Annotated in this window: 27 protein-coding genes, 2 pseudogenes and 1 other annotated feature; of the genes and pseudogenes, 13 read left to right on the plus strand and 16 right to left on the minus strand. The window is 44.5% G+C overall.

Features of this window, described 5'->3' with window-relative positions; translation table 11 throughout:
* Nucleotides 1–247: 247 nt before the first annotated feature.
* Complete coding sequence (locus MKY75_RS05315; protein WP_029516103.1) at nt 248–1519, plus strand: methyl-accepting chemotaxis protein; 1272 nt, start codon at nt 248–250, stop codon at nt 1517–1519.
* A gap of 94 nt (nt 1520–1613) precedes the next feature.
* Here the strand turns inward: MKY75_RS05315 and MKY75_RS05320 are convergent, their stop codons facing one another.
* Nucleotides 1614–1826, minus strand: a complete 213-nt coding sequence (locus MKY75_RS05320) for a hypothetical protein (RefSeq protein WP_013309048.1) — start codon at nt 1824–1826, stop codon at nt 1614–1616.
* Nucleotides 1827–1990: 164 nt separating this feature from the next.
* Here MKY75_RS05320 and MKY75_RS05325 point away from each other — a divergent pair, with 164 nt between their 5' ends.
* Nucleotides 1991–2785 (plus strand): YwaF family protein, encoded by a 795-nt coding sequence (locus MKY75_RS05325; RefSeq protein WP_340884573.1) that lies wholly within the window; start codon nt 1991–1993, stop codon nt 2783–2785.
* Between the two features lie 114 nt (nt 2786–2899).
* Here MKY75_RS05325 and MKY75_RS05330 read toward each other — a convergent pair whose 3' ends face one another.
* Nucleotides 2900–3691 carry an SDR family oxidoreductase gene (locus MKY75_RS05330; protein WP_165144479.1) on the minus strand — a complete coding sequence of 264 codons (792 nt, stop codon included), beginning with the start codon at nt 3689–3691 and terminating at the stop codon, nt 2900–2902.
* Between the two features lie 62 nt (nt 3692–3753).
* On the opposite strand from MKY75_RS05330, the gene MKY75_RS05335 reads away from it, so the two are divergent.
* The 3 genes from MKY75_RS05335 (at nt 3754) to MKY75_RS05345 (ending at nt 6103) form a co-directional block, all read left to right on the plus strand.
* Nucleotides 3754–3888 carry a hypothetical protein gene (locus MKY75_RS05335; RefSeq protein WP_268988484.1) on the plus strand — a complete coding sequence of 45 codons (135 nt, stop codon included), beginning with the start codon at nt 3754–3756 and terminating at the stop codon, nt 3886–3888.
* Entirely contained in the window at nt 3878–5311 is a 1434-nt protein-coding gene (locus MKY75_RS05340) for an N-acyl-D-glucosamine 2-epimerase (protein ID WP_340884576.1), read from the plus strand. Before MKY75_RS05335 ends, MKY75_RS05340 begins: the two co-directional genes overlap by 11 nt.
* Before the next feature lie 120 nt (nt 5312–5431).
* Entirely contained in the window at nt 5432–6103 is a 672-nt protein-coding gene (locus MKY75_RS05345) for an MgtC/SapB family protein (RefSeq protein ID WP_340884577.1), read from the plus strand.
* 226 nt (nt 6104–6329) lie between these two features.
* Here MKY75_RS05345 and MKY75_RS05350 read toward each other — a convergent pair whose 3' ends face one another.
* Both MKY75_RS05350 and MKY75_RS05355 read right to left on the minus strand, forming a co-directional pair.
* Entirely contained in the window at nt 6330–7007 is a 678-nt protein-coding gene (locus tag MKY75_RS05350; RefSeq protein ID WP_029516108.1) for a peptidylprolyl isomerase, read from the minus strand.
* Between the two features lie 330 nt (nt 7008–7337).
* Nucleotides 7338–7595: a YqkE family protein gene (locus MKY75_RS05355; protein WP_029516109.1), complete on the minus strand. Its 258-nt coding sequence runs from the start codon at nt 7593–7595 to the stop codon at nt 7338–7340.
* Nucleotides 7596–7726: 131 nt separating this feature from the next.
* Between MKY75_RS05355 and MKY75_RS05360 the strand changes: the two genes are divergently transcribed.
* Both MKY75_RS05360 and MKY75_RS05365 read left to right on the plus strand, forming a co-directional pair.
* A complete protein-coding gene (locus MKY75_RS05360; protein WP_029516110.1) occupies nt 7727–8959 on the plus strand; it encodes an MFS transporter in 1233 nt (410 codons plus the stop codon).
* Between the two features lie 150 nt (nt 8960–9109).
* Nucleotides 9110–9289 carry an aspartyl-phosphate phosphatase Spo0E family protein gene (locus MKY75_RS05365; protein WP_023987319.1) on the plus strand — a complete coding sequence of 60 codons (180 nt, stop codon included), beginning with the start codon at nt 9110–9112 and terminating at the stop codon, nt 9287–9289.
* A 116-nt stretch (nt 9290–9405) separates the two neighbouring features.
* Here the strand turns inward: MKY75_RS05365 and MKY75_RS05370 are convergent, their stop codons facing one another.
* Nucleotides 9406–10308 (minus strand): DMT family transporter, encoded by a 903-nt coding sequence (locus tag MKY75_RS05370; protein WP_340884578.1) that lies wholly within the window; start codon nt 10306–10308, stop codon nt 9406–9408.
* A 154-nt stretch (nt 10309–10462) separates the two neighbouring features.
* Between MKY75_RS05370 and MKY75_RS05375 the strand changes: the two genes are divergently transcribed.
* The gene (locus MKY75_RS05375) at nt 10463–11323 is read left to right on the plus strand and encodes a TrmB family transcriptional regulator (protein WP_029516112.1); all 861 of its coding nucleotides are present in this window, start codon (nt 10463–10465) and stop codon (nt 11321–11323) included.
* 83 nt (nt 11324–11406) lie between these two features.
* Here the strand turns inward: MKY75_RS05375 and MKY75_RS05380 are convergent.
* The 4 genes and pseudogenes from MKY75_RS05380 to MKY75_RS05395 all read right to left on the minus strand — a co-directional run.
* Nucleotides 11407–11574 (minus strand): annotated as a pseudogene (locus MKY75_RS05380) (hypothetical protein); the annotation flags it as partial.
* Nucleotides 11575–11813: 239 nt separating this feature from the next.
* Entirely contained in the window at nt 11814–12896 is a 1083-nt protein-coding gene (locus tag MKY75_RS05385; RefSeq protein ID WP_029516113.1) for a bifunctional 3-deoxy-7-phosphoheptulonate synthase/chorismate mutase, read from the minus strand.
* Between the two features lie 88 nt (nt 12897–12984).
* Nucleotides 12985–13255: a binding site (T-box leader), on the minus strand.
* A 101-nt stretch (nt 13256–13356) separates the two neighbouring features.
* Entirely contained in the window at nt 13357–13536 is a 180-nt protein-coding gene (locus MKY75_RS05390) for a hypothetical protein (protein ID WP_029516114.1), read from the minus strand.
* 91 nt (nt 13537–13627) lie between these two features.
* A complete protein-coding gene (locus MKY75_RS05395) occupies nt 13628–13888 on the minus strand; it encodes a hypothetical protein (protein ID WP_029516115.1) in 261 nt (86 codons plus the stop codon).
* A gap of 183 nt (nt 13889–14071) precedes the next feature.
* On the opposite strand from MKY75_RS05395, the gene MKY75_RS05400 reads away from it, so the two are divergent.
* Nucleotides 14072–14359 (plus strand): hypothetical protein, encoded by a 288-nt coding sequence (locus MKY75_RS05400; protein WP_165144500.1) that lies wholly within the window; start codon nt 14072–14074, stop codon nt 14357–14359.
* 132 nt (nt 14360–14491) lie between these two features.
* Nucleotides 14492–16381 carry an ATP-binding protein gene (locus tag MKY75_RS05405; RefSeq protein WP_340884579.1) on the plus strand — a complete coding sequence of 630 codons (1890 nt, stop codon included), beginning with the start codon at nt 14492–14494 and terminating at the stop codon, nt 16379–16381.
* A gap of 99 nt (nt 16382–16480) precedes the next feature.
* Here MKY75_RS05405 and MKY75_RS05410 read toward each other — a convergent pair whose 3' ends face one another.
* The 4 genes and pseudogenes from MKY75_RS05410 to MKY75_RS25560 all read right to left on the minus strand — a co-directional run.
* A complete protein-coding gene (locus MKY75_RS05410) occupies nt 16481–16717 on the minus strand; it encodes an NHLP leader peptide family RiPP precursor (protein ID WP_013309068.1) in 237 nt (78 codons plus the stop codon).
* Between the two features lie 75 nt (nt 16718–16792).
* A complete protein-coding gene (locus tag MKY75_RS05415; RefSeq protein WP_029516118.1) occupies nt 16793–17728 on the minus strand; it encodes a hypothetical protein in 936 nt (311 codons plus the stop codon).
* Between the two features lie 177 nt (nt 17729–17905).
* Nucleotides 17906–18979 carry a polysaccharide deacetylase family protein gene (locus MKY75_RS05420; RefSeq protein WP_039269442.1) on the minus strand — a complete coding sequence of 358 codons (1074 nt, stop codon included), beginning with the start codon at nt 18977–18979 and terminating at the stop codon, nt 17906–17908.
* Between the two features lie 169 nt (nt 18980–19148).
* A pseudogene (locus MKY75_RS25560) lies at nt 19149–19304 on the minus strand (glycoside hydrolase family 11 protein); the annotation flags it as partial.
* A 393-nt stretch (nt 19305–19697) separates the two neighbouring features.
* Here MKY75_RS25560 and MKY75_RS05430 point away from each other — a divergent pair.
* On the plus strand, nt 19698–20168 hold the full coding sequence (locus MKY75_RS05430) for a hypothetical protein (RefSeq protein WP_029516120.1): 471 nt from the start codon (nt 19698–19700) through the stop codon (nt 20166–20168).
* A gap of 85 nt (nt 20169–20253) precedes the next feature.
* Here MKY75_RS05430 and MKY75_RS05435 read toward each other — a convergent pair whose 3' ends face one another.
* From MKY75_RS05435 to MKY75_RS05445, 3 genes are all read right to left on the minus strand, one after another.
* Nucleotides 20254–20748, minus strand: coding sequence for a hypothetical protein (locus tag MKY75_RS05435; RefSeq protein WP_029516121.1), 495 nt, complete (start codon nt 20746–20748; stop codon nt 20254–20256).
* A 92-nt stretch (nt 20749–20840) separates the two neighbouring features.
* A complete protein-coding gene (locus MKY75_RS05440) occupies nt 20841–21347 on the minus strand; it encodes a DJ-1/PfpI family protein (protein ID WP_069010368.1) in 507 nt (168 codons plus the stop codon).
* A gap of 170 nt (nt 21348–21517) precedes the next feature.
* Complete coding sequence (locus tag MKY75_RS05445; RefSeq protein ID WP_445671525.1) at nt 21518–21967, minus strand: AbrB/MazE/SpoVT family DNA-binding domain-containing protein; 450 nt, start codon at nt 21965–21967, stop codon at nt 21518–21520.
* A 198-nt stretch (nt 21968–22165) separates the two neighbouring features.
* On the opposite strand from MKY75_RS05445, the gene MKY75_RS05450 reads away from it, so the two are divergent.
* On the plus strand, nt 22166–23563 hold the full coding sequence (locus MKY75_RS05450) for a helix-turn-helix domain-containing protein (protein WP_318627019.1): 1398 nt from the start codon (nt 22166–22168) through the stop codon (nt 23561–23563).
* Between the two features lie 226 nt (nt 23564–23789).
* Nucleotides 23790–24059 carry an aspartyl-phosphate phosphatase Spo0E family protein gene (locus MKY75_RS05455; protein ID WP_141695431.1) on the plus strand — a complete coding sequence of 90 codons (270 nt, stop codon included), beginning with the start codon at nt 23790–23792 and terminating at the stop codon, nt 24057–24059.
* Nucleotides 24060–24227 lie beyond the last annotated feature (168 nt).

The raw sequence follows: 24227 nt of genomic DNA on the forward strand, positions 1-24227 counted from the left end.
TGTCGAGTAACAGCTTGCTTAAGATGTGACGAATAGCCTGTAAAGCTTGTGGCAACGCGATTTGTCCATCTTAAGATGCAAGCTGCTACCTGGTAACATATTGTTTTTTGTAATTAGGATAGGGGGCTTAAGACTCTGTATCTTTATGCTCATAAATATATCTGTCTGTGAAAAATTCTACTAGAAATGTAGCAATTTTATGGTGAAATGGAATCAAATTTGAGTTTTTTGGGGTGGGCTACAGTACATGAAGATGTCACTAGGTACGAAAATGGTTACTGCATTTGTCTCAATTTCTGCAATAACCTATGGAACAAGCGCTTTTTTTATTTTTGTACTCAAGGACTGGCTTGCTCAAGGTACACAAGAATGGGTGTACACTTCGATCATTCTGTTATTGGGTGTCCTGTGGAGTGGCATTTTGGGCTGGTTGATCTCAAAATTACTCACGCGGCCCATTGTTAGGTTGGCGAAGGCGGCAGAGGAAGCTTCGGCGGGGAACCTGTCTGTTGTGATTCCTGAACGTCGCTCGGAGGATGAAATCAAAGTTCTGTATGATGCATTTCGGCACATGATGCTGAACATTAAAGATATGTTCAATGAGATCTCGTACAGCACCAGAACCACTTCGCAAAGTGCGGAAAATCTGAGCTTGGCTATTGTACAGGCTACCACACAAATTGAGTCCATGTCTTCGGTGGTAGAAGATATTTTGAATGGCGTGGAGCAGCAAAAGCAAGCATCTGCCCAATCGATTAAAACAGCAGACCGAATGCTGGGCGATTTTAAAATGATGCGTAGCAAATCGGGACATATGCTGGAACTGTCAGGCCATATGGAGCATTCAGTAGATTCGACGCAGACCGTATTTTCATCCCTGATGGATGGAATGGGAGAGCTGACAGCATCACATGGTCGTTCGCAGCAGGTAATTGCACGACTGGAAAAAGAAGCTTCCCAAATTGAAGCGATTACAAGCACCGTGAAGGATATTGCTGAACAAACCCATTTGCTGGCGTTGAATGCTTCTATAGAAGCGGCGCGTGCGGGAGAAGAAGGGAACGGGTTTGCGGTAGTGGCTCACCAAATTCGCGCACTTGCCGCCCAAAGTACGGAGTCTGTGCAGCAAATAAATGCCATCGTTAGCCGTGTGCAGTCACAAATCGTAGAGACAGTGCAGTTGATGCATCAGCAAACGTCATTGGTCAGTGCCGAGGCGGAACGGACAAGCTCTGTGGATCAGACGCTGAACCATTTGAACGCTATTGTACGTGAATTTGTCGAGAGCATCCGTTTAATGGAAGAGGCCGTGACGGAGCAGACGAATCGGGTAGATCAAACCTTTGAGCAGATCCATCGTATTCAGCAAATGTCTGGGGCCTTCTCTGAAGGGGCTCACAAAATTTATACAGCTGCTCATGAGGAGACAGCAATTATGCAGGAAATTTCGTCTTCTTCCGAGGATTTGAAAGTGCTTACGAATAAACTCATGATGAAAACACGTGGAATGCAACTATAATCAGAAATCGTCATGTGAGGCATGATATATACGAACAAAATGTAGCCGCTATACACCGGAAAACGCAGCAAAATGGTTTCCCGGTGTGTAGCGGCTATTTTTTAATTTCAAAAAACTCACATTGTTTTCTAGGGTGGTAAGCCAGATCACTGACGCTGGATTGCACGACGATGGTTTGATCGTCGAAACGGATTATGATTCCGCCAGAGCCAATCAATTGGTCATCCTGAAATACTCGGACACGAAGATGACGTTCCAGTGCCTCATTGAAATCCTGATCTGTAATTAATCGGCGATTAATGGCCATGAGGGTTCTCCTTTGAATATAATATCTTTTATCATAAAGGTAAGGTATTGAACAAGCAAGAAACGCGGCTAGAACATAATTGGCTATTGGTTATAAAATAGAATGCAATGAAGCGAGAAAGAGATCGAGAAAGAGATCGAGAAAGAGATCAAAGGGGGCTAGCTATGGATAGGTCGTGGTCAGGGCCTTGGTTTGATGCCAACGCGCCAGAAGGGTTCGAGGCTTTTTCTCCGTCACATGGGTTGGCTGTATTGGGACTCATTGTTTGCGCTTTGCTGCTGTGGCTGACTAGGGGATGGATTCGGTCGAACAAGCCTGTAAGTGAGGGAATTCGCTGGTTGTTAATTACAGTCCTCATTCTGTCAGAGGTGACTCTGAATGTTTGGTATGTGATGCAGCATATTTGGGATGTCCAGACTTCATTGCCATTAGAACTGTGTAGTGTGACACTGCTGTTGTCTATCCTGATGCTCATTTTTCGAAGCCGCTGGTTATATCCGATCATCCTTTTTGCCGGAATTGGAGGGGCGCTCCAAGCAGTACTCACGCCTAATTTGGCATATGCCTTTCCGCATTATCGTTTTATCCATTTTTTCGTAGCTCATAGTGCTATTATTTTGGCAGCCTTGTATATGACCTGGATAGAAGGACTCAAACCGACATGGAAGAGTGTGGGGGGAGCTATGCTTTTTCTGAATGGCTTGGCGCTGATAGTGTGGATCGTAGACGATGCTCTCGGTGCTAACTACATGTTTCTAGCCGGAAAGCCGTCGACACCGTCGATATTGGATGTTTTGGGGCCATATCCTCTGTACATTCTGGCAGAAGAAGCCATTGCACTGCTGTTCTTTTCGCTTCTGATGCTGTTGTTCGAGGTGCTCCCGGGAGGCAGGCTGTATGTCCGCTTTCGCAAAGGAGCTGTGCATGGTGCTGATAGGTCGACATCAAAGCCGTTGTAAAGCCATATGAAAGCAGCCTTCTCCACAAGTATCTGACCAAGGATAAGGCTGCTAAGAATGCTAAGAATGCCTAAACAATAGTACGCCTGGGGATAACGTTCTCCATTCTAATACTTAACGCAGTAGTGATTCTGCTCCGTCTACATAAATTTCCGTACCCGATACATGAGATGACTCGTCTGAGGCGAGAAACAGGACCAGATTGGCAACCTGCTCTGGTTCACCAGGGGCATCCTCTAGCGGATGCTCTCCGCCCTTCGGAAATTCGACTGGAATTTGTACCTTCTTCAAGTCTTCCGAAGGGTATGTGTTATTGTCAATTTGCGTGTCGATGGCTCCCGGGCATATCGCGTTGACCCGAATTTTGTAACGTGCCAGCTCCAGCGCTGCCATTTTCATAAACGCAACCTGAGCTGCCTTGGTGGAGGCGTAGGCTGAGAATCCAATACCCGAAAAGGTTCGATTACCGTTGATGGAGCTGGTAATGATAATGCTGCCGCCGCGTTCTTTCAGGTAAGGAACGGCATATTTAACAGTAGCAAAGGTGCCGCGAAGATTAATGTTCATCGTGCGGTCCCATTCCTCTAGCTCCAGTGTCTCGATAGGGGCCATGGTGCCGTTAATGCCTGCGTTGGCGAACACGATATCCAACTTTCCGTACGTTTCCACGACTTTAGCGAACCCCTGCTGAATCATATCTGGCTTGGAAATATCACATTCCAGCACAAGTGCTTCACCGCCAGCCTGCTCAATAATTGCTTGGGTCTCCTCTGCATGCTTGGGTGTCCGATCCAGCATGACCACCTTGGCGCCTTGTTCTGCAAAACGGATCGCGGTCGCCTTGCCGATTCCTGAACCTCCACCACTGACCACTGCTATCTTTCCTTGCAATCTCTGCTCTGCCATTGACTATTCCTCCCATTCCGTTCATAAACTAAACCTGACTCGTTATTCCATACCTCTGTACGTTGATGGTGAAACAGTCACCGCTGGATTTCACCCCATTTGCGAAATATGGTAACATAGGGAACCAGCAGGAACTTATAGCAGGAACACGTATCGGGGAAGACCGGGTGACGGAGGTGGATCGAATTGAGCTATAACGCAAATGACCAACCCGAATCGACAGACGCTATAGCACTGACCGGAAAAGTGAAACCGTGGGCACTGAGCGGCCCCAGTATTCAAATCGATCCGTTGTTTCCCTATTACGCGAACCGTTCGCGGGACAGTATAGCAGATGAGATCGCCCTTGCGGGCTACCAGACCGTTCATTATTTTGTCGTGCGTGAAAATGAAGTGGATGGAGCGCTTGTTGCTGCTTTTCAACGCAGAGGCATAGCGGTGTGGGCGATGGTGCTAGGCAACGGTTCTTTTGGCGTGTCCCAGCTGCCGCCGGAGTGGAAAGGATGGCGCATGGAGCTGCTGCGCGAACCGAACGACGGGTTTCAGCGGCTTTCGCATTTTGCCCAGGAGTATGTGGAATGGAAAAAGAAAGCCGCTGCCCGGCTCGTCACCGACATTCCGTTCGACGGGTTCGAGGTGGCGGAGCCTTATTTCCCCGAATGGAACGGGCTGCGCAGTGGAGTGTACGGGGATATTGGGCCACATGCACAGCGCGCCTTTCGCGAGCGTAGCGGTGAGGACATTCCGGATTTTCGCGACAAGCATGCGCGGAATTATTACCGGAAGGTTCCGAAGCTGTACGCGCAGTGGGTCGACCTGCGCGTGGACGCCGTGAATGGCCTGATCAGCGAGCTGGTAAACGGTGCGGGTGGTGTGCGTGATGTCCGGCCGGACATCTGCGTGGCGACATGGTCGCTTGCTGTGAGCGGGCGCGGCGATGTCCCCGGCCAGCTACGGGAATGGCAGGGTCTTGACGCGGTAGCCATGATCGGGTGCGTAGCCCCGGATATGCACGTGCTCCAGACCCATTGGCCGGACTGGATGCGGCGCCGTCTGCCGCCGCAGTATACTCGCGGCTACGCCCGCATCGCGCAGTCGATACGAGCCGCTTATCCGGGCCTGCCCCTCGGGGTGCAGGCGGATATCGGTTCTCTCGCGCGTATGGTTCGGGACCGTGAGTGGACGCGGCGGTTTGGCGCTGCCGCCTTGGAGGGCGGGTACGACGCCTGGACCGCCTATGAATACCATTTGGGTGGTTACATGTACGATGAGCCGCCCAAACCGCTTAAGGCGGAACGATCAGCTGAAGATGAGGTGGTTATTTCTTTCAGCAAGCGGATTGCTACACCGTCTGTAGATGAGCTGCGTATATGGAGCCGGGAGGACAGAGCAGGTACAACACGTGACCTGAGCCGCCACCTAAGGAAGGATTCACTAACGTTGTTGGAGCTTGTGGATGCCGTAGCAGACGGAAACCGTCTATTGCTGCGTATACGCAATTTACCAGCGGGGGCGTTCAGCTTGCGCCTTGATGGTGTACAGGATACACCGGAGTTGTGGCTGCTTAAGGGGAGAAAGGTACATCGCAATCTGCCAGAGCATGAAGTGAAGATACCTTAAAATTTGGGTAATAACAAAATAACAGCTGTATAAACGGCTCATTTGCCGTAGCATTATTGAGTTGTATATATTAAGGCAACATCTTTTCAAAACATAAATAAATAGTGGAGTGAAAAAAGTATGTGGGATTGGGATTATCTGATTCGGGTCATGTTCGCTGGCTTGTGCGGTGCGTTAATCGGCTATGAACGGAAGAGTCGGATGAAGGAGGCAGGCATTCGCACGCATTTCATTGTCGGTATTGGCGCAGCGCTCATGATGGTGGTATCCAAATATGGGTTTCAGGATCAAGCCGTCTGGTCTAACCTGTCGCTGGACCCTTCCAGAATAGCAGCGCAGGTTATAAGTGGAGTCGGCTTTATCGGCGCAGGGATGATTTTCACACAAAAAAATAGAATCAAAGGATTGACCACTGCCGCAGGCATCTGGACTACCGCCGGAATCGGTATAGCCGTAGGTGCAGGGATGTATGGGCTTGGTGCAGGTGTGACGCTGTTTATTTTAGCGGCTCAGTCCTTGCTCCATAGTCGGTTTTATCAGATGGCTACCCCGTCTACGCGACAAGTGGTTGTTCAGGTCGACAATGAACCGGGCGTACTGAATCGGATCAAAGAACTGTTGGAGCACAAGAAGCTGAGCATTCACAGTTTTCACGCCGAGCGCATCAATAACGGTGAACAGTTGGTTATTCATATGCTTCTAAAGCTGTCCCGGTCAGAGGGAGTGGAGGAATTGCTGTCACTGCTGCAAGAGATGGAAGGTATTCGTTCAGTCGAGACCAAGTCCAATTAGACGAATTTACTGCTCATACAGTAGTTTTTTTGTCGAACGCTGGCGGCTCTTATAACGGAAAAAAACTTTAAAAATAATGATTGAAAACGCTTCCTTTTGTGTATATACTCTTACTACATCATAGAGGTAGCAGCTTAGAGAGCATCAAGGGATAAGCAAAAACGACCTCATGCGTATGCACAAGGTCGTTGCTGTTATCCCGTTTTGAAAGAGTGATTTGAATGTCTTACTTTACTTTGACTGGAGCTGGATATTTTTTACCCAGCGTATCCACAGTTACTTTTTTCATCGTAGCCGGTTGGATCGGTTTGTCATTGCTATCCCGTTTGGAATTGACGATAGCATCGACCACGTCCAGCCCGGACGTTACTTTACCGAAAGCGGCATATTGACCGTCGAGGTAGTCCGCATCGGCAACCATGATGAAAAATTGCGATCCGGCCGAATCCAGATCCGCTGAGCGGGCCATGGATAATACGCCACGTGTATGTTTGAGTGTATTGTTAACACCATTGCTCTTGAATTCGCCTTTGATACTGTAGCCGGGGCCACCTGTACCGTTACCTTGCGGATCACCACCCTGAATCATAAAGCCTGGGATCACACGGTGGAAAATGGTGCCGTTATAGGCTCCCTTTTGTACCAAAGAAATGAAATTGTTAACCGTGTTCGGTGCTACTTCCGGATACAGCTCAAGCTTAATTTTCTTGCCATCATTCATGACAATCGTGACAATCGGATGGGAAACAGCCTTGTTCTTGTCTTTAGTCGCAGCAGGAGTTGAAGTGCTTGTCCGGCTGGCAGCTTCCACATCGGCCGCTTTTGTACCGCATCCAGCAACCAGCACGAGCATGATGGCCAGTAGGCACAGCGTGTACCATGGGCGTATCGTTTTTCGGTTCATTGATATTCCTCCTGAAAGGTTGGATGGTGTAACATCCTAATTTAAAGTTTGGGGGCAGCGCAGAACACTTTTCCATTTTCTATCATACCTTTTTTGCTGGGGATAAGGAAATACGGGTTTGAAAGCCGTATTCTTGACCCATACTGCTGCTATTCCCAAGGAAAGGGGCAGGATCATGATGGAGGTAGACAAAAAGCTGGCAAAAGGTCTCATATGGGGTATGGCGTTCAGTCTGCCGGTTTGGGTAGGGGTGCTGTACTCAGTACAACATATTCGTGACTGGCTATAACATAAAGCGTAAAGATAGGCCAAAACCGTTATGGTTTTGGCTTATTTGTATTTGTGCCAGTCCAAATTGCTGTTATTCAGCAGATGCTCAAAGTTGTTATCTAGCTTCTTCTGTTCAGCTTTTTTTGCTTCGACGGCACGCTGCCGTTCGTCTTCTTTACGCTTGTCCTGTTCTGCTTGGGCTTCATTGGCTTGAGCCTTAAGCTTATTCAGCACATCCTGACTCAACAGATCCTTTAACGTAGCAGGTTTGTCCTGAGGCGCAGGAGCAGGGGAAGACGAATTTCTTTTCTTAGCCATGTCATCATCTCCATTCCATTCGATTATATCAGCTTCTTCACGGTTGTTCCACGATGGAAGGATGAGGGGGGCGGTAGACTTTTCTAATTGAGGGGGTAATAATGGAATGAGCAGAAGGGACGTGTGGCATCATGCATCTATATTGGAAGCGAAACCTGGTCATTTTGTGGATTGGCGTGTTGTTTTGCAGCATGGCCTATTCCGTGTCTATTCCGTTTTTACCTATTTTTCTGAATACGGAAATGGGCGTAAATGATCATTTGGAACTGTGGTCGGGGACTGCCTTTGGAGTCACTTTTTTAGCCAGTGCGCTGATTGCCCCATTTTGGGGTTCGCTTGCAGATAAATATGGACGTAAGCCGATGCTGATTCGTTCAGGCTTTAGCCTGGCGGTGTTGTACCTGATATGTGCCTTTGTGACAGATCCATATGTGTTCGTAGGAGTACGACTGTTTCAAGGTCTTCTATCCGGGTTTATTCCTGCTGCGATTGCGCTGGTCGGAACGGGTTCGCCAGAAGAGAAAACGGGCTATGCGCTCGGTATAATGGCGACCGCTGGGGCGACAGGCAGCATTATAGGCCCGTTGATCGGTGGTGTAGTGAGCCATTATTATGGCAATCGGAATGCCTTTTTTTTCTCTGCAGCTCTTGTACTGGTATCTGCATTAATTGCGACCTTTGGCGCTAGAGAGGACAGCTTCAAGGGAACCCGTACCCGCTCGCATGTTCGTGATGATATCAAGGAGGCTATTGCTAACCGGCCATTGTATTTTTTGCTTATTTTGGCGGGATTAAGCACCTTTTCTGTTATGATACTGGAACCATTAATTACGGTATATGTGCTTGAGATGGGAGTTGACCGCAGCCAAGCGTCTCTAAGTTCCGGAATTGTATTCTCAGCCGTAGGTATTGCGGCCGTGCTGATGGCCCCCCGGTGGGGACGGATTGGAGGACGGACCGGATTTGCACACGTGCTGCTGATTGGGCTGATCGGTTCGGGAATCGGGAATATTCTACAATTTTATGTATCCAACTTCGTTGGTTTTGGTGCGCTTCGGTTTGGATATGGATTGTTTTATGCGTCCGTCATGCCTGCTATCAACGCAATGACTGTGGAGGTCACCAAGCCGGAGTTTCGCGGACGAGCCTTTAGCTTGAATCAATCAGCCACCCAACTCGCGACCATGGCGGGGCCGTTGATTGGCGGCATGCTTGGCAGCTGGATGCCAATCCGCTGGATCTTTGTGTTAAACGGTGGCATATTGCTGCTTGCAGCGTTGTTGCTATGGGCCAAGGGAAAAAACGTTTTTCCGGTTTCAGCCAAGAAGAACGTCACGGATCAGGATATTCATTCTGCCGGATAGGAGAATGACAGCAGATTGTCTAATGGCATAAGCTTAAGGTTCCTAGAGCAGGTCTTTTTTTGCGCGATTAGATAATTATCCCAAACCTTTACTTTTAGTATACTTATTCATAACCCTCTACACTGATAATATGACAAGGAGGGATATATTATGATAAGAGACGACATTTTGCGTCAACAGCTTGAGAATGCTCGTCAAAAGCTGTATATTTTGCAAGCAAAACATGGTTTTAATCATGCCAGTGTGCTCAGACAGTCTGTAATTATGGATAACCTCATCAATCAATATAACCACCTTTTTTATATAAAAGAAAAAAAACCGACGGCATAAATGTAACCGATGGGCGAGAAACTTTTGGTGAGGTCACTCGCCCTTGTATTGTAGCGCTAATAATTATAACAACGATGCTTGTCTTAACTTTTCTAACTAGTGTGCAATCTATCATTTTAGGTACGGTTTGTTTGATGGGCACTTAGTAAAACACCGATAATAACGACCAAACCGCCGATGATTTGGCGCCATGTAATCGTTTCTTGCAAAAGCAACACAGAAAATAAGACTCCAAATATCGGAACCAAATTCATCAGAGAAACGGAACTGCTCGGTGACAGCTTGATTAATCCGTAATTATAAAGCAAAAACGCGATAACGGAGCAGAATACACCCAGATATACTAACAACATAAACGATCCTGTTGTTGGAACCTGCCAACGATCCTTTTCTAATAGAGCCAACGGTATAAAAAAGATACTCCCTGCAACGGTTTGATAAAAAGATAACGTCACGGGTGGATATTTGTCCACAACCTTACGCGTCATGAAAGTGTAAAACGCCCACGCAAAACCCGTTCCAATCAATATTAAATTTCCGATGAGTTGATTCTTACTATCCGAACTTTCGCCAACTGAAGTCAAGAAATATACCCCGATCATGGCCAGTGCTATGCCGCAGAATTTATATTTGGATAATTTCACTTTATACAAAATAAGTTCAAGCAGCGATGTAATTGCGGGATATGATGCAACAATTAATGCTGCGTTGGAAGCGGTAGTCAGGCTAACCCCTATATTCTCCATTGAAAAATAGAGAGTGATTCCCAAAACACCACTAAACGAAATCGTAGCCAAATCTTTTGGCTTTACTTTGACATGTTCTTTTTTAATCAGCAAAACGATACCTAGCACAACGGAAGCTATCATAAATCTGGATAGACCCAAGGTAAGAGGGGGGAACGTCGTGTAGGCTGCTTTGGTGGCAATAAACGATGTACTCCAGATCAATAGGGCCAGGATCGTAGAACCGTAGTAAATCCTGTTGCTTTCGCTGTGATGAGTTATGACTTTGTTCAAGTTAAATCCTCCCTGAGGTAATCCCCTGTGAAATACAATAGTTGCTACTATGGTGACTACTATAAAAACGTTACTAAAAAGATAATGTGTATATCAGTTTTTGTCAAGGGGAAGTGATATAGTAAGGATGAACACGAATTGAGGAGAAGACGTCATGAAACCAAAACCAAATATATTAGAAATTCTACGGGATTTGAATTTTAGTGAATATGAAGCCAAGGCTTATGTGACCTTATTGGAAAGCTCTCCGCTTTCGGGATACGCCGTTTCATTGAATTCCGGGGTTCCGAGATCCAAAATTTACGAGGTTTTGTCTGGAATGGTCAACCGTGGGGACATCATGGTCAGTCAAGAAAATACGCCTCTGTATGTGCCGCTTCCGCCACATGAATTGATTGCCCAGAGAAAACGCAAAGCAGAGCAGATTTTCAATGTGGCGCAAGAGAGTTTGGAGCAGTACACGGCATCATTTCAAAACAGAGAGAATATTTGGAATATTTCGGGGTATGAAGCCATTATCAATCGCATAAATGAAGGGGTAAAAGGAGCAAAACACCGAATTTTATTGGAAATTTGGAAAGAGGATGCCGAGGTGTTCCGAGATGCCTTAGAGCAAGTAGCCCAACAAGGAATTGAAGTAATCATTGTAGCGTATGGGGAGCTTAACTTTGATTTCGCTACTGTTTACCGCCATGATATGAGTGAAGAGATTACGTCCGAAATTGGGGGTCGGTGGATTGTACTTAGCATAGACGACCGGGAGGTCGTAGCTGGCATACTTTCACTTGGTGATGACAGCCGCGCTGCATGGACGTTACACCCGGGTCTGGTGATGCCGATTACGGAAGTGATTATTCATGATATTTATATCATGGAAATCCTATATGAGTTCCGTGAACAATTAGAAGAGAAATTCGGCCCTAATCTAATCCATCTCCGCAATAAATTTGCTATGGGTCCGAATGGCAAAGGATATTATATTCCTTTGACTGAAAAAAGCATGAAACGTGTATAGAGATTGTCTGAGGTCCGATGTGCAAAAATAAACAGGCCCATGGAGTGTTCCATGAGCCTAATTTTATTGGATGTTGTGTTCTATTATTTTACGGTTACAATCACACGTTGATAATGCTTTAAAGGATGTTTTACATTGTCCTGTACTTCTGCAATGATATGAAGCGTATTCCCTGACTTAGCATCTGCGGGAACTGTGAAACTAACTGCATTCGTATCACTACCTTGCAAGTCAATCGTGTTTACTTTCTCTCATTTTTGTTCCCCACTCTGAACGCTCCTATGATGTTTTTTAGGATTATGACCATGTAAGTATTCTTTTTATTCAAGATTTAGGCATAAAAAAAACCTAAACATATATATGTCTCAACAATAGTTGAGCATATATACATTTAGGTTTTGCCTGCATGATCAGTCACAATCCTGATCCGATTTTACATCAATGTCCGAGAAAATGAAAGCGGTTTACAAGTCCCAGCATAAAATTAGTTTTACGCTTTGAATAAACCGGATTCTTTGACTTCAGATAGGAAGTTGTGGAACTCAGGAATGTTCAGCTGTTGCTGAGCATCGGACAAAGCGACTGCCGGGTTCGGATGGACCTCCACCATGATACCGTCGGCTCCAGCAGCCAGGGCAGCTTTGGCGCAAGGGGCCAGGATGTCCTTACGGCCTGTCGAGTGAGTCACGTCCACCAATACAGGCAGATGACTTTCCTTTTTCAAAATCGGAACAGCGGAAATATCCAGCGTGTTACGCGTCCATTTTTCGTACGTACGGATACCGCGTTCAATCAGCATGACTTGCGTGTTACCACGGGAAACGATGTATTCAGCAGCATGAAGGAACTCTTCCATTGTTGCAGCCAGTCCGCGTTTGAGCAGAACCGGAGTTCTTGTTTCACCCGCAGCTTTGAGCAATTCAAAGTTGTGCATGTTACGTGCACCAATTTGAATAATGTCGATGTATTGGATCGCTTCCTCCAAATGTCTTGGATCGACGATTTCACTAATTGTAGCCAGTCCGAACTCATCACCTACACGTTTGAGAATTTGCAGTCCTTCCACGCCCAGTCCTTGGAAATCGTACGGAGACGTACGTGGTTTAAACGCGCCACCACGAAGAATCGGCACACCGGCTTCCTTGAGAGCCGCACCTACTTCACGAGTTTGCTGGTAGCTTTCCACCGAGCATGGACCTGCGACCATGATGGAGGCTTTGCCGCCTACCAGCGTATCTTTAACCTTAATAATTGTGCTATCTGGTTGATTTTTGCGGCTGACGATCAGATGTTTTTTGTGTTCTTCTTTTTGATAGTTCAAAGAAGCCTTGAAAATATTTTTGAACAGTTGGCGAATCGTAGCATCGTCAAAAGGCCCACGGTTAGCCGCGATCAGCTTGTCCAGCATTTGTTGCTCACGTACCGGATCAAAGTCAGGTACCCCTTGAGCTTCCTTCAATTTTCCAAGTTGTCCGGCCAGTTCAGCGCGTTGGGACAGCAGCTCCAGCAATTGCAAATTTGTAGCATCGAGTTGTTCACGCAGCAGCTCCAAAGAATTTTCATTTGTAGACATACAGTACTACACCCTTCCCGAATTTAATTTGTTTTTTCTGTCAGTCCATGGACTTTTTTGCAGAAAATAACACAAAAAGGCACTCGCCGCAAGGGACGAATGCCGTGGTACCACCCTAATTACAGAAGTATACATACGAATCGTCAACGTCGTTCAGTCGACAGCAGTAACTTCTGAGCTTGATGCCCGTAACGGGGGCTTCCGGAAACCTCTACTCGGACAAAGGAATGAATCCTTCTGTCGGTTCAAGGCTCGACTCGGGAGTGAATTTCAACGCGGGATTGCGGTACGCTCTCAGCAATTCGTACCTTTCTGTGGGAATCCATTAGACGTTTACTTGTCTCCGTCGATGTCTTTGTTCATGGTATTCAAAAGATTTGACCTTATTTTAAACAAAGTAGGTGCAGAAGGCAAGCCCTGATTATCAGGTTCAAGTTTTTGCCCTTGAATTGCTGCCCTTTTATTTTCCTTGATCCCTGGGTTCGGGATTCGCAGATGCGACTCCTCGTGGGTTATCTTCGGTCGAGGTATCGTCCGTATTCGTCTTGTCCGCAGTCCTACGGTCGTCTGCTTCCACAGGATTCAAGGCTTTATACCGTTTGTATTCCATATCGGCCTGAGACATCGGATCTTTATACATAGGAGATCAGTCAACTCCTTTCTGTTATACACTACATTACCCGCATAGCAGAATGGGTAACCGTTTTCTTTCACTCGATAAAATGAAGTGGTTAATCCAGCATATCGTCGCTTTCCAGTTGATCTTCTTCATCCCCATCGGTACCATTCAGCAAATCGGTACCATGCAGGAATTCGGCAGGAGCAGAAGGATCAACGGGACTGTTCGGTGTCAGTTCATCGGCATCTGGTACGTCCTCCAGAGGAGTATCCGGCCCTTCGGTCAGATTCTCCCAGTTGGTTTCTGCATTTTGCAGAGAAGGCTCAAAATCATTGTCATGTAGCTCAGTAGTTCGATCGTCACGATTTGCCATGTTGCTCAGCTCCTTTACTTTTTGTTGCTTATTCCGACCTTACCCAAACAGCGGAACGGCTAAACCTTCAGTTAGTGTGTCTGTAGGAAGTTAAAATCATGCGAATAGGGAGATGCCCATTCTCAATTAGCGTTTTTTTGGTAACTGCTGTGATATGATAAAGAAGATAGGGAGGGATATGAATTGGAATGGTACATGTTTGGTCCGATGATTAGTCGTATCCGCGTAGGACAAAAGGCATCTACCCCGGGATTTTCCCGCACCCTCATTCGACGCCCGGAAGGCTTATACTGGACAGATGGCGGACAGGCCGGAAAAATAGTAGAAATACGCGATTATTTATTTTCCGATATTTGGACGATCTATGAAGATGAAGATTGTGAACCATGGTTGGGGATTAGAGAGCAGAAAGAGCGGCGCGAACAGGAAATGATCATTAATCAATATGAAGATTTTACAAAAAATGAGTAAAAAGAACATGATATCCTTCTTGTGAAGAAGGTATGCACATCATCGTATAGAATAATATAATTTCAGGACGTAAAAAATGTTAAAACGTATACAAACTTGTAAATCCTACTATGTAACTTTGAGGTGCTTAATATGAGGCATGTGCCCAAAGCTGTCGCCGCCCTGCTAGCGGTCATTGTGATGCTGTTGTCGCTGGGTCACTCCGCCTATGCGGCCAAAATAACCCCGGAAGGGGATTATAAAATACCCTCCTGGGATATGAGATGGGGAGAGGTAGACGAGGATGGCTCTTTAGATGAGGTAAAGGATCCCAGCAAGATCTGGATGCATATTGAAAATGATACACAACTGCTTAGGCAGCCTGGCAATATAGGCTCCGCCTGGATTCGTATTAAGTTACCTTCGCTAAATGATGAAACGCCAGCGATCCTTTTTGAAAATATTTATGGTAGGCATATTACGCTGTATAAGGATGGAACCAATTTTTACGAATCCTACCGTGGGTACAATTATGAGAATAATCGTATTCTGATTCCGCTGAAGCCGGAAGACAGCGGTAAAACATTATACATATGGACGGAAAGCAGTAAGAAAAGACTGGGCATCATCGGTAATGTGATGACCGGTGATTATCGTGATTTGTTGGGGACCTTGGTCAGAATGGATGTTTTAGATATTGTACTGGGCAGTACGTTTATCTTTATCGCCCTGGTGCTGCTGATCTGCTCGTTTTTTCTGTTCCGTCCGAGTATGGCCATGTGGCTGTCTCTAAGTGCGATTGTATTGTCTATTGGTCTGATGATCGTAACGTATTCACCATTCTTGTATACATTCTATCGCGGCTATGGCAAGCTGTACTTACAACTTTTTGATGTGGCACTATTTATTCTGCTGCCCTCATTAGCCTTCTTTTTTGAGCAAAACATCAATTCGATTATACTGATTCGCAAATTCAGAAAGTTGTTAACCGCCTACTCTTTGTTCTGCTTTACCATGATGATTGTGAATTTAGGAGCACAGGAGCGGTTGAACAACATATATTATTTTTTTAGTGTAGTCATTCTGGGTATATTACTCGTCGCCTTAATGATACTGCTGGTATTTGCTTCGGTTCGCATGGCACTTAAGGGTGATCACGAAGCGATCATCTTATCGACAGGCTTTGCATTTTTTGCAGTCATCTCTATCGGGGAACTGAGCTGGTTTTTCATTCTGGACGGACACTACAATATGTTTTTGTGGAAATGGGGCGTGTTCGGTTTTGTACTGGCGTTGATCGCGATTTTGGGCAGAAGACTGGCAGAAAAGCACAAGCAGGTGGTTCGGTATTCCAGAGAACTGGAAATGTTCAATAATGAGCTTCAACGTTCGGAGAAAATGGAGATTATTAGCGATCTGGCTGCATCTGTAGCTCATGAGGTACGTAATCCCCTTCAAGTTACACGTGGATTTCTTCAGTTGATGAGCAAGCAGGAGGATGGTAAGAACAAAGACTATCTACATATCGCTCTGGAGGAGCTGGATCGAGCTTCCGCGATTATTACTGATTTTCTGACCTTTGCCAAGCCAGAATTTGACCAAACCAAAACGTTGACCATATTGGACGAATTCAAGCATATTGAAGGAATCATCAGTCCAATGGCTAATTTGCAAGGTGGAAAAATTTCGCTGGATATTCCCCAGGAAATCAAAGTACGCGGGAATTCCTCCAAGTTCAAGCAGGCGTTCATCAATATCATCAAAAACAGTATTGAAGCGCTGCGAGACCAGGGGCTTATTCATATATGGGCTTATGTGGATAACGGAGAAGCTGTCATTCATATTCGGGATAATGGTGAAGGGATGGATGCTCAGACTTTATCCAGACTAGGTGAGCCTTATTTTTCGAATAAGACAAAAGGCACAGGTTTAGGAATGATGGTGACTTTTCGGATTATTGAAACGATGAATGGAAAAATAACTTTTACAAGTGCAAAAGGGGTGGGAACAGAAGCGACCATCCGCTTCCCCGTAGCCGGATAATATCCGGCTTTTTTGCGTTCGGAGAAAACGGAGGGAAGCTTGCTGAGCCCACCCCTATGAGGTTAAGGAATCTAGATTAAATAAGCATTAACAACCATTCTACCACATTGAGCGAGGTTTCTGGGATGCAGCGAGCACGCCGGAGGGGTCTGGAGGGATTACCAGAAAAAACTGATCAGGCGTTTCTTCTAATGTTTTGATTTGGATATGATCGGGGATCACGACTCCTAACACATCACGAATTGCAGATTTGGGATCAGTCATCAGTTTCTCTCTGAAACTGGCATCCTCCCAAGCTTTTTGAATGACTTGTGTTTGAAGAACTTCAGTAGCCATCAAAAATCACCCTCTCATTCAATTGGATATATTTACCTAGTCAGTATACCACGAAGGACTCAGAAAAATCTAGCATTATTTCATATTTTTGGAGAGCCAGTAGTCAAGTCCGCCTCTTCTCAAATGCGAGCGTCCGCCTTCAATTTCTGCCGCCACTTCGCCCAGCTCAGCTGCGATAGAATGTGCAAAGCTATGTAGGCCGTGGATAGAAGGCTCCAGGGTCTCTAACTGTTGGACTGCTTGATCGGCAATGTTCACATAGCTGGCAAGCGCACCGCGTACATAAATCGCTTCCTGAATCTGTTTGGGTCCCAATCCTTCACAGTAAGCCGTCTTTTGCTCGGCACTGATATGGGACAAAAGACAGTTATAGCTATGTTCGACCAAATCTTCTGACCAATCCGCCCAATCATCCGACATTTGAAGCACGAGTAGCGCCAAGTCCGTCATATTTGTAATGTTTTGAATCAGATCAGCACGGCCTGCGAGCAGCAAAGCACCCGTTCCGGCCATTTTTAATGGACTTGCTTTCAGCGCGACCTTATTTTTTTCTCCTTGAAAATAGTCCTCTGTTCCTTCGGATATCACACTAACGGCCCATTCATCAACATACGTTCGGGCATATGACCAAAAAGGAGAGGTTGCCGGAAAAAGGTCCCGATATACGCTTAGACACTCGGTATAGAATAGTTGACTTAAAGCGAGTTGCGTTTTACGGTTGTCTGCTGCTGTGTCCATCACATCGTCTTGAATTAAATAGTGAGCCATGACGAACACGTTGCCAAGTGACAGCCTGCGGCATGTTTCGGGGGGCAGTCCTGTGAGTTCTTGCAGCCAAAATGGAAGCAAATAGCATATGTAATTACGCGTGCTGTCTTCCCGCAACGGATTAAAACGCGCCAGATAGTCCAAACCCTCTTGCTGAAAGGGAGCTGGAAACGTGGACGTCCGTTCCTCCGCTTGACGAAATACTTTTTCCAATTCGTCTTTGTATGCAAAATACCATTCCATCGCCATCACCTGCATCTCTTATGAATATTTTTATAGCGACTTCTAGTTGTTACCCGCCATTATACAACAGATTGCAATTTTCAAGATTTTGTTATTTTTACATTGAGAATGTTGTAAAAAGGATATCGACAAAAATCCCGGTTGGGAAGATCCCGCCGGGATTTTGTTTTTTTTAAATTAGATGATCTCTAAATAGTCAATATAAGCATCCCATGTCCCATTATCGGCTGTTACAACAAGCTCAATCTCTTGATTTCCGGTTCCATGGCTGACATTGTTTAAAGTATAGACCGCAGGACTGCTCCCGCCGTAGTAGAAGGTACCCTTCGTTTGTCCACCAATTTTCAAATCAACTTTGGCCATGTTGGAATTATTTGAAGCACCACGGAGTGAAAAACTATGGGTGCCGCTGGTAAAATTCTGTGTGAATTTCACTGAATCATTGTTGGAGTATAAAGCCACTCCGTTGAACGGCGAGCTGATATTTGAAGTATACTGACCGCCTTTGGTCATATTCTCTGCTTCCACTTTTGTACCTTTGTTTGGCGGCGTTTCGCCGTTTCCGCCATCAGGCGCTACCGCCCGGCCATTGCTTGGTGAGATCATACCAGAGCAAAGGTTACGATTTTTGAGGTTCTGTGCAATTTGTGGAATAGCTTGGAGTGTAGTCTGGTACTGATCATGCATCAGGATCACATCGCCGTTTTTAAGTTTGCCCGCAGCAGCTACGATCTGTGCGGTGGAGGCGCCGTTCCAGTCTTGGGAGTCAACGTTCCACAATACTTCGGTAAGACCGTTTTGGGTCTCAATGGATTTGAGGGTTGCGTTGGTCTCGCCATACGGAGGACGGAACAACTTTGGTGCCGTGCCAGTAATGGACTGTATCGTTTGCTGCGTGCGTGTAATTTCCGATGACATCTGCGATGTGCTCAGTTGTGTCATATGCGGATGTGACCATGAATGATTACCGATCCACATGCCTGCTGCTTGCTGGTCACGTACAAGCGAAGGATTATTCTGCGCGTTTTGTCCAAGATTAAAGAGCGTCGCGCGTAAACCGTTTTGCTTCAGAGCACTAAGAAGCGCTTTGGTGTTAGAGGGATTGGGACCATCGTCGAAGGTTAACGCTACATAACCGCTCGAGCAATCAGCCGCAAGCGCCTGGTTGCTCGAGATCACCAGCGAGCCTGTGAATAAAGACAAGGTGATTGACATAATCGCCGTCCATTTTCCTGCTTTAGCTATAAACATGGGTCTACCTCCTAGCTATTTTAATATAGTATGGATGTTCCGATACTCCGAACCGATTCAACTCTTTACTAGATTTGAAATTTTAGTCGATCTCCAAATAGTTAATATAAGCATCCCATGTCCCGTCATCGGCTATTACAACGAGCTCGATCTCTTGGTTTCTGGTGCCATTATTGCCGCCAATCGTAATTGTATTACTAGTTACATTGGCACTCCGACTGATTTGGTATCCCTATACAATAAGTGAATCTTCATACATCTTGTCCATATATTCCCGCTTTTTGAAGTGCTCGCTGACCGATATGGTTTTGCTCGTGCGTTTGGATGTCCATAAAAATAACCTTATTTTTTTGTTTCATTGGACTTTCCTCCTGTAGCCTCACTATGATGCAGTGCATTCTGTAGTAGCTTAATGCAACATGTCTTTCCAAAAATAAAAATGTAAACGTTTACAATTTTATTTTATCATATTTTCCTTAATATATAACTTGGAAAATTTCAAGTTATATTGTAGAAAGTATAGTTATTCATTCTTGCTCACTCTACAGGATAGGGTTCCCAAGGAGCGCGTGTAGATCGAAGGTTGGGTGTAATTGTGATAGCAATGTTCATAATTTCTTTTTTCCCGTCTTATGGTTACTTAACAGGCGAAAATATGAATAAAAATAGCGGGAAAAGAAAATATTATTTTAAAAAGGATGAAAGAAGGGTCTGCAACATGAAAAAACAATGGAAACTGACCGCTGCTATCCTGTATGGAGGAGTGATGATGTATGGCACTGCGGGTGCAGCTGGAGCTTCCGGGACGGAACCGGGTAATTCGTTGCAAGCAATCACCTCCAACGCCTCTATCCAAGGGGCAGCCCGCCAATGGAATGCTGAACCACAGGACGAACACGGGCATGTTCACAGACATAGGCACGGCAAAAGGCCTGGGGGTTTGAATCACCATCTCAACGAGAAAGTAGCCAAGCTGCTGGGCATCACTCCTGTCCAGTTAGAGAAAGAGCTGGGACAAGGGAAGTCGTTGGCCGAGGTTGCTAAAAGCAAAGGCATCCAAGAAGATCAGCTTATTGATAAGTTGAAGAATGAAATGACCGTGGACTTGAAACGGCTTGTGAACCGTAAAGGCCCGATTACATTCGATCGTAAGTCCGGCGCTTCGAATGAAGCTCAATTGAAGCGTTAGCCGGGGATACCGTGGTATATCTGCTCTTGAATAAGTCGAGGAGTAGATCGTTTGACAATAAAAAAAGGATGGGGGAAACCCATCCTTAAATTTCCACTTCCTTATCTTGTGCTATGTCATATTTAGTTACTTTACTGGTGTATTTATCTACATAATAGAATCCATAAGTTGCAATGTGATCAGGGAAATCTTCGTAAACTCTTATACAATATTTAGTTCCTTCCAAACCTTCAACCATTAAGTTTAAATTATATTTAACAGCATCCTTTTTTATTTTATCAGAAAGAATATGGAGTGCTTGATTTTCTGTAATCATCTTTTGCTGTTTACCTAAATACAGTTTATTATCAATGAGGCTGATTTGTCTGCTTTCTGCAATCCCAATATCTTTAACAGAGATATACGTGTTTCCGTTGTAAATCAAGCCATCGGCAGTGTTCTTTTTTGTCCCCTCTAAAAATACATCAAACTTTTTCACAACAGCATTTACGCTTGTTCCAGATGCAGCCATTGCGGTTGCACCAGTAATCATCATACCAATGGTTAAGCCCACTAATAGCCCCTTTAATTTGTCATTCATTTTGATTACCCCTCTTATGTATGCTAATTCCCTCACTATAGTATCCTAAATATCACCATACATAAAGTGATTGTTGTGGGAGAGCAGAAGAGTCAATTATCTTTAAAGAGCTTAAAAAAATCAATGGTTTCTTTTAAATCTTCATCATCAGTATAAATGTTCATCACCTTGCCTATTTCAATTGCAAAGTCCACATACTGATTTGGTTTAGCCGTAATGATATTCTTGTGTATCTCCAGACCCGTTGGATGATTCACAGGATTTTTATAGGAGACACCTGCTATCTCCAGTAGTTCAGTGGCAGAACAAATGGTCGCTATCACTTTATGATCATTATTTAGTGTACTGATTAGAGCTAGAAGTTGCTTGTTCGTCTTTAATAGAGTGTTATCTCCACCAGGTATAATTAGGAGTTGAATATCCTCAGCAGACACTTCATCAAGGGCTACCGAAGGCGTAACTTTAAAATCCTCATAGGAAATTACAGGGTCTTTGGTTACTCCAATCGTAACAATGTCCCCTTTGGTTTTCATAAAATAGGTTGCTAGCATAATCTCAAAACTCACATAACCATCATAAATTAAAACGTGTGATTTCATTTATACACCTACTTCAACATTAGTTTTTAGCTTTGAGTCAATATACCACTTTGATAGGTTTAATTCCATAATTTACAGCAAATATAGGCTTAGAAGTTGAAATAACCAGTCGCACGAAATCAACCAGCGACTGGTTATTTAGCTTTGCTAGAATATGAGTTGAGCGATACCTATAATAGCTTTTTAAGCTGGGAAATACGGCCTTGGGATACGCCGAGCCGTTCAGCATATTCGCCTTGCTTGGCGTTTGGATGCTCGCGCATGAGTTTTCTTAGCTTCTCAACCAAATATTGTGAAGACAACCGATGTACACTTTTTTCTTTGCACGCAGGTTCCTTAATAACAGGAACAGGCATTTGACTCACACCTATGTTTCCCTTCAGATCGTTTATGCATTTTTTACATAAAAATGAACCCCTGAAATAGCTTAAATCCTGAACCGAATAGCATAAATGACAGCAGACTCCTATATACTTTCGCATGCTCAATAATCCTGTTTCAACATCCAAATAAAATTCTAAAGATTCACCAGCTTGAATCCCCATAGAGGTTCGCATCTCCTTAGGAATAACAATCCGGCCTAACGTATCCAAGGGACGTGTCATACCTGTATTTTTCAAGTGATCTTCTCCTTCCATTGTCCAACATCCAATGATCTCCTAAAAAAAATATAAAAATCAATAAAGTAAAAGCATTTATGTTTGTTCCAAAAGATGGTATTATCGTGAAAGAAAATCAATAATTATACCATTAGTTTCCAAACTACATTGTTTATTGAAATTGAAATTCTATGAAAATGCTGAAAGGGTGGTTTGTCCATGGAAATCACACCTACGATACAGGCAGAAATTCAAACTTATCTGAAACGAAAAGGCTTAACGATGACCAAGTTTGGTCATACGATTGATTTGAATGTAGGTACAGTTAGTAGCATTGTGACTGGTAACCGATCTATTTCTGTTCATCAACTGGATAGTATTACTGCGGGAATGAATTTACCACCGGATTATTTTTACGAACGTTATATTGAAGAATGCATTGAAGAATCTCCGCTAAACTGGAAAAAAATAAGCCCTTTTCTGTACCGATGCATTGAACTAGGACGACTCGACTGCTTGCAGCGAGTTGTAATTATGTTATTGGATAATCCTAATTATCCGCCATCGCTCTTTGAAGTTGCCGAAAATGTATACAAAGACGGTTACAACGAAGCAGCGGCATACCTTTACAAAAAGGTGGCTGAAAGTGAGAAGCAGCAGCATTCAGAGCGATTGGCGGTCTGCCAGTATCGTTTGTTCCAAATCAATATTGGACAAGATAGAGCTGTAAATCTTCAAGCTGCCATTGAATTTGCTCCTTTTGTGGATCGTTTAGACGAGATAGAGCAATTAGATGCATTAAAAGATTTGGCGAACGTGTACAGATCATTAAGTATGTGGGACAAGGTGTATGAATTTGCCCATCAGATGGGTCAATTAGGACAGATCCAATATAATTTGGTTCATAACTCCAAGCGTAAAGGAACAGAGCCGCGAAAAAGGCTAAGCAGGCCGCTGTTTGTATACATAGTTTACTCCGAGTTGCTGTGTGCTAATGCTTGTGATGCAAAAGGCGATCATGAACAGGCATTAGAACATATTCGAGGTTATGCCGATCTAAGTTGGGTGAAGGAACAAGATTCCGAGTCTCTCTATTGGAAGAAGCAGTATCTGCAATGGGCGAAAATTAATACGTACGTCAATAGACTTATGTCCGGGGACATCAGTGTTCTGCCGGATTACGTAGAACATATGGCTGCCGAAAAAGAGATTTTTTCCGAATTAATAAACGTCATTGAAGTGGCTAATCGGTACAATGTAGATGTAGACCATATCCTTAAGCGTTTTGAATCCCAAATTGCAGCGTATCAGGAGCCGTTATCTTCTGACATGTATACACAACAAGTTTTACCTGAAGAATACGTGCGATTTTGGTACAAGATGGCTAAGTACAGCCTAAATAAAGGCAGATATCCATATGGTTTCAATTGTTTAATAAACGCTTTTGAAAAAGCTGTTACAATTAACCACGTACTACTTATTGCCAATTGTTTTGGACTATTTTCTCATTTCAAAACACATGCGGCTCCTGAAACACATGCTCAGTTCCAATCTATTTATGAGGAGGTGTGGGAGAGAAATGATCAAAAGGATGGCTTTCTGCTTGACGGTAACTAGCTTTTTACTGGTATTCACAGTACCAGCCCAGGCTGGAAATCTAAGCCATGACACAATCCAAACACAAGGACACGTTGGTGGATCTTGACCAAGCACTAATTTATTACCCTGGACCAGCTTATTGCTGGTCTTTTTTTGTATTATTTTGTAATTTTTTGATTCAAAAAAGGTTCTTAAGTAGTTGGGCATCCCTCCTTAAAATAAGATTCAATAGGAGGTATGCAGGATGAACAGGGATAAAACGGAAACGTTAATTCAACAAATGGAACACGCCAGACAACACTTGCATGATCTTTACGCAGAGTATGGCTTCGGACATGCTTGTGTACTTGAACAGTCTATGCTTTTGGATGAACTGATTAATCAGTACAACCGTATGTATCAGACCAGAAAGCAGCCTCACCATGTTTTGGATCAGATCATTAACAACGACGATGTTATGTTCAGTCCATCCTCCCCTTTCTCTTTATGCAAAACTGTGACTTCTCCCACGTAATGTTTATTATTATTCTATATAATGACTTATTTTAAAATAAAATACATATTCATGTCATAAAATGTTAATCACTTTTTTGGGGGCAGCATACTAAGGCAACAAAAAAGCAGAGCTCCATAAGAGAGCCCTGCCAAAGTCCATTGGATTTATAACCCCATGCTGAAACAC

This window comes from Paenibacillus sp. FSL L8-0663 (genome assembly GCF_038008125.1).
GTDB lineage: Bacteria > Bacillota > Bacilli > Paenibacillales > Paenibacillaceae > Paenibacillus > Paenibacillus polymyxa_D.

Coding starts and splice junctions, on each gene's coding strand:
- MKY75_RS05375 (WP_029516112.1), top strand. CDS start 10,463: ATGAAACCAAAACCAAATATATTAGAAATTCTACGGGATTTGAATTTT.
- MKY75_RS05330 (WP_165144479.1), bottom strand. CDS start 3,691: ATGGCAGAGCAGAGATTGCAAGGAAAGATAGCAGTGGTCAGTGGTGGA.
- MKY75_RS05325 (WP_340884573.1), top strand. CDS start 1,991: ATGGATAGGTCGTGGTCAGGGCCTTGGTTTGATGCCAACGCGCCAGAA.
- MKY75_RS05440 (WP_069010368.1), bottom strand. CDS start 21,347: ATGAAATCACACGTTTTAATTTATGATGGTTATGTGAGTTTTGAGATT.
- MKY75_RS05350 (WP_029516108.1), bottom strand. CDS start 7,007: ATGAACCGAAAAACGATACGCCCATGGTACACGCTGTGCCTACTGGCC.
- MKY75_RS05430 (WP_029516120.1), top strand. CDS start 19,698: ATGAAAAAACAATGGAAACTGACCGCTGCTATCCTGTATGGAGGAGTG.
- MKY75_RS05360 (WP_029516110.1), top strand. CDS start 7,727: ATGCATCTATATTGGAAGCGAAACCTGGTCATTTTGTGGATTGGCGTG.
- MKY75_RS05315 (WP_029516103.1), top strand. CDS start 248: ATGAAGATGTCACTAGGTACGAAAATGGTTACTGCATTTGTCTCAATT.
- MKY75_RS05450 (WP_318627019.1), top strand. CDS start 22,166: ATGGAAATCACACCTACGATACAGGCAGAAATTCAAACTTATCTGAAA.
- MKY75_RS05410 (WP_013309068.1), bottom strand. CDS start 16,717: ATGGCTACTGAAGTTCTTCAAACACAAGTCATTCAAAAAGCTTGGGAG.
- MKY75_RS05420 (WP_039269442.1), bottom strand. CDS start 18,979: ATGTTTATAGCTAAAGCAGGAAAATGGACGGCGATTATGTCAATCACC.
- MKY75_RS05405 (WP_340884579.1), top strand. CDS start 14,492: ATGAGGCATGTGCCCAAAGCTGTCGCCGCCCTGCTAGCGGTCATTGTG.
- MKY75_RS05365 (WP_023987319.1), top strand. CDS start 9,110: ATGATAAGAGACGACATTTTGCGTCAACAGCTTGAGAATGCTCGTCAA.
- MKY75_RS05355 (WP_029516109.1), bottom strand. CDS start 7,595: ATGGCTAAGAAAAGAAATTCGTCTTCCCCTGCTCCTGCGCCTCAGGAC.
- MKY75_RS05435 (WP_029516121.1), bottom strand. CDS start 20,748: ATGAATGACAAATTAAAGGGGCTATTAGTGGGCTTAACCATTGGTATG.
- MKY75_RS05390 (WP_029516114.1), bottom strand. CDS start 13,536: ATGTATAAAGATCCGATGTCTCAGGCCGATATGGAATACAAACGGTAT.
- MKY75_RS05455 (WP_141695431.1), top strand. CDS start 23,790: ATGAACAGGGATAAAACGGAAACGTTAATTCAACAAATGGAACACGCC.
- MKY75_RS05395 (WP_029516115.1), bottom strand. CDS start 13,888: ATGGCAAATCGTGACGATCGAACTACTGAGCTACATGACAATGATTTT.
- MKY75_RS05415 (WP_029516118.1), bottom strand. CDS start 17,728: ATGGAATGGTATTTTGCATACAAAGACGAATTGGAAAAAGTATTTCGT.
- MKY75_RS05385 (WP_029516113.1), bottom strand. CDS start 12,896: ATGTCTACAAATGAAAATTCTTTGGAGCTGCTGCGTGAACAACTCGAT.
- MKY75_RS05345 (WP_340884577.1), top strand. CDS start 5,432: ATGTGGGATTGGGATTATCTGATTCGGGTCATGTTCGCTGGCTTGTGC.
- MKY75_RS05320 (WP_013309048.1), bottom strand. CDS start 1,826: ATGGCCATTAATCGCCGATTAATTACAGATCAGGATTTCAATGAGGCA.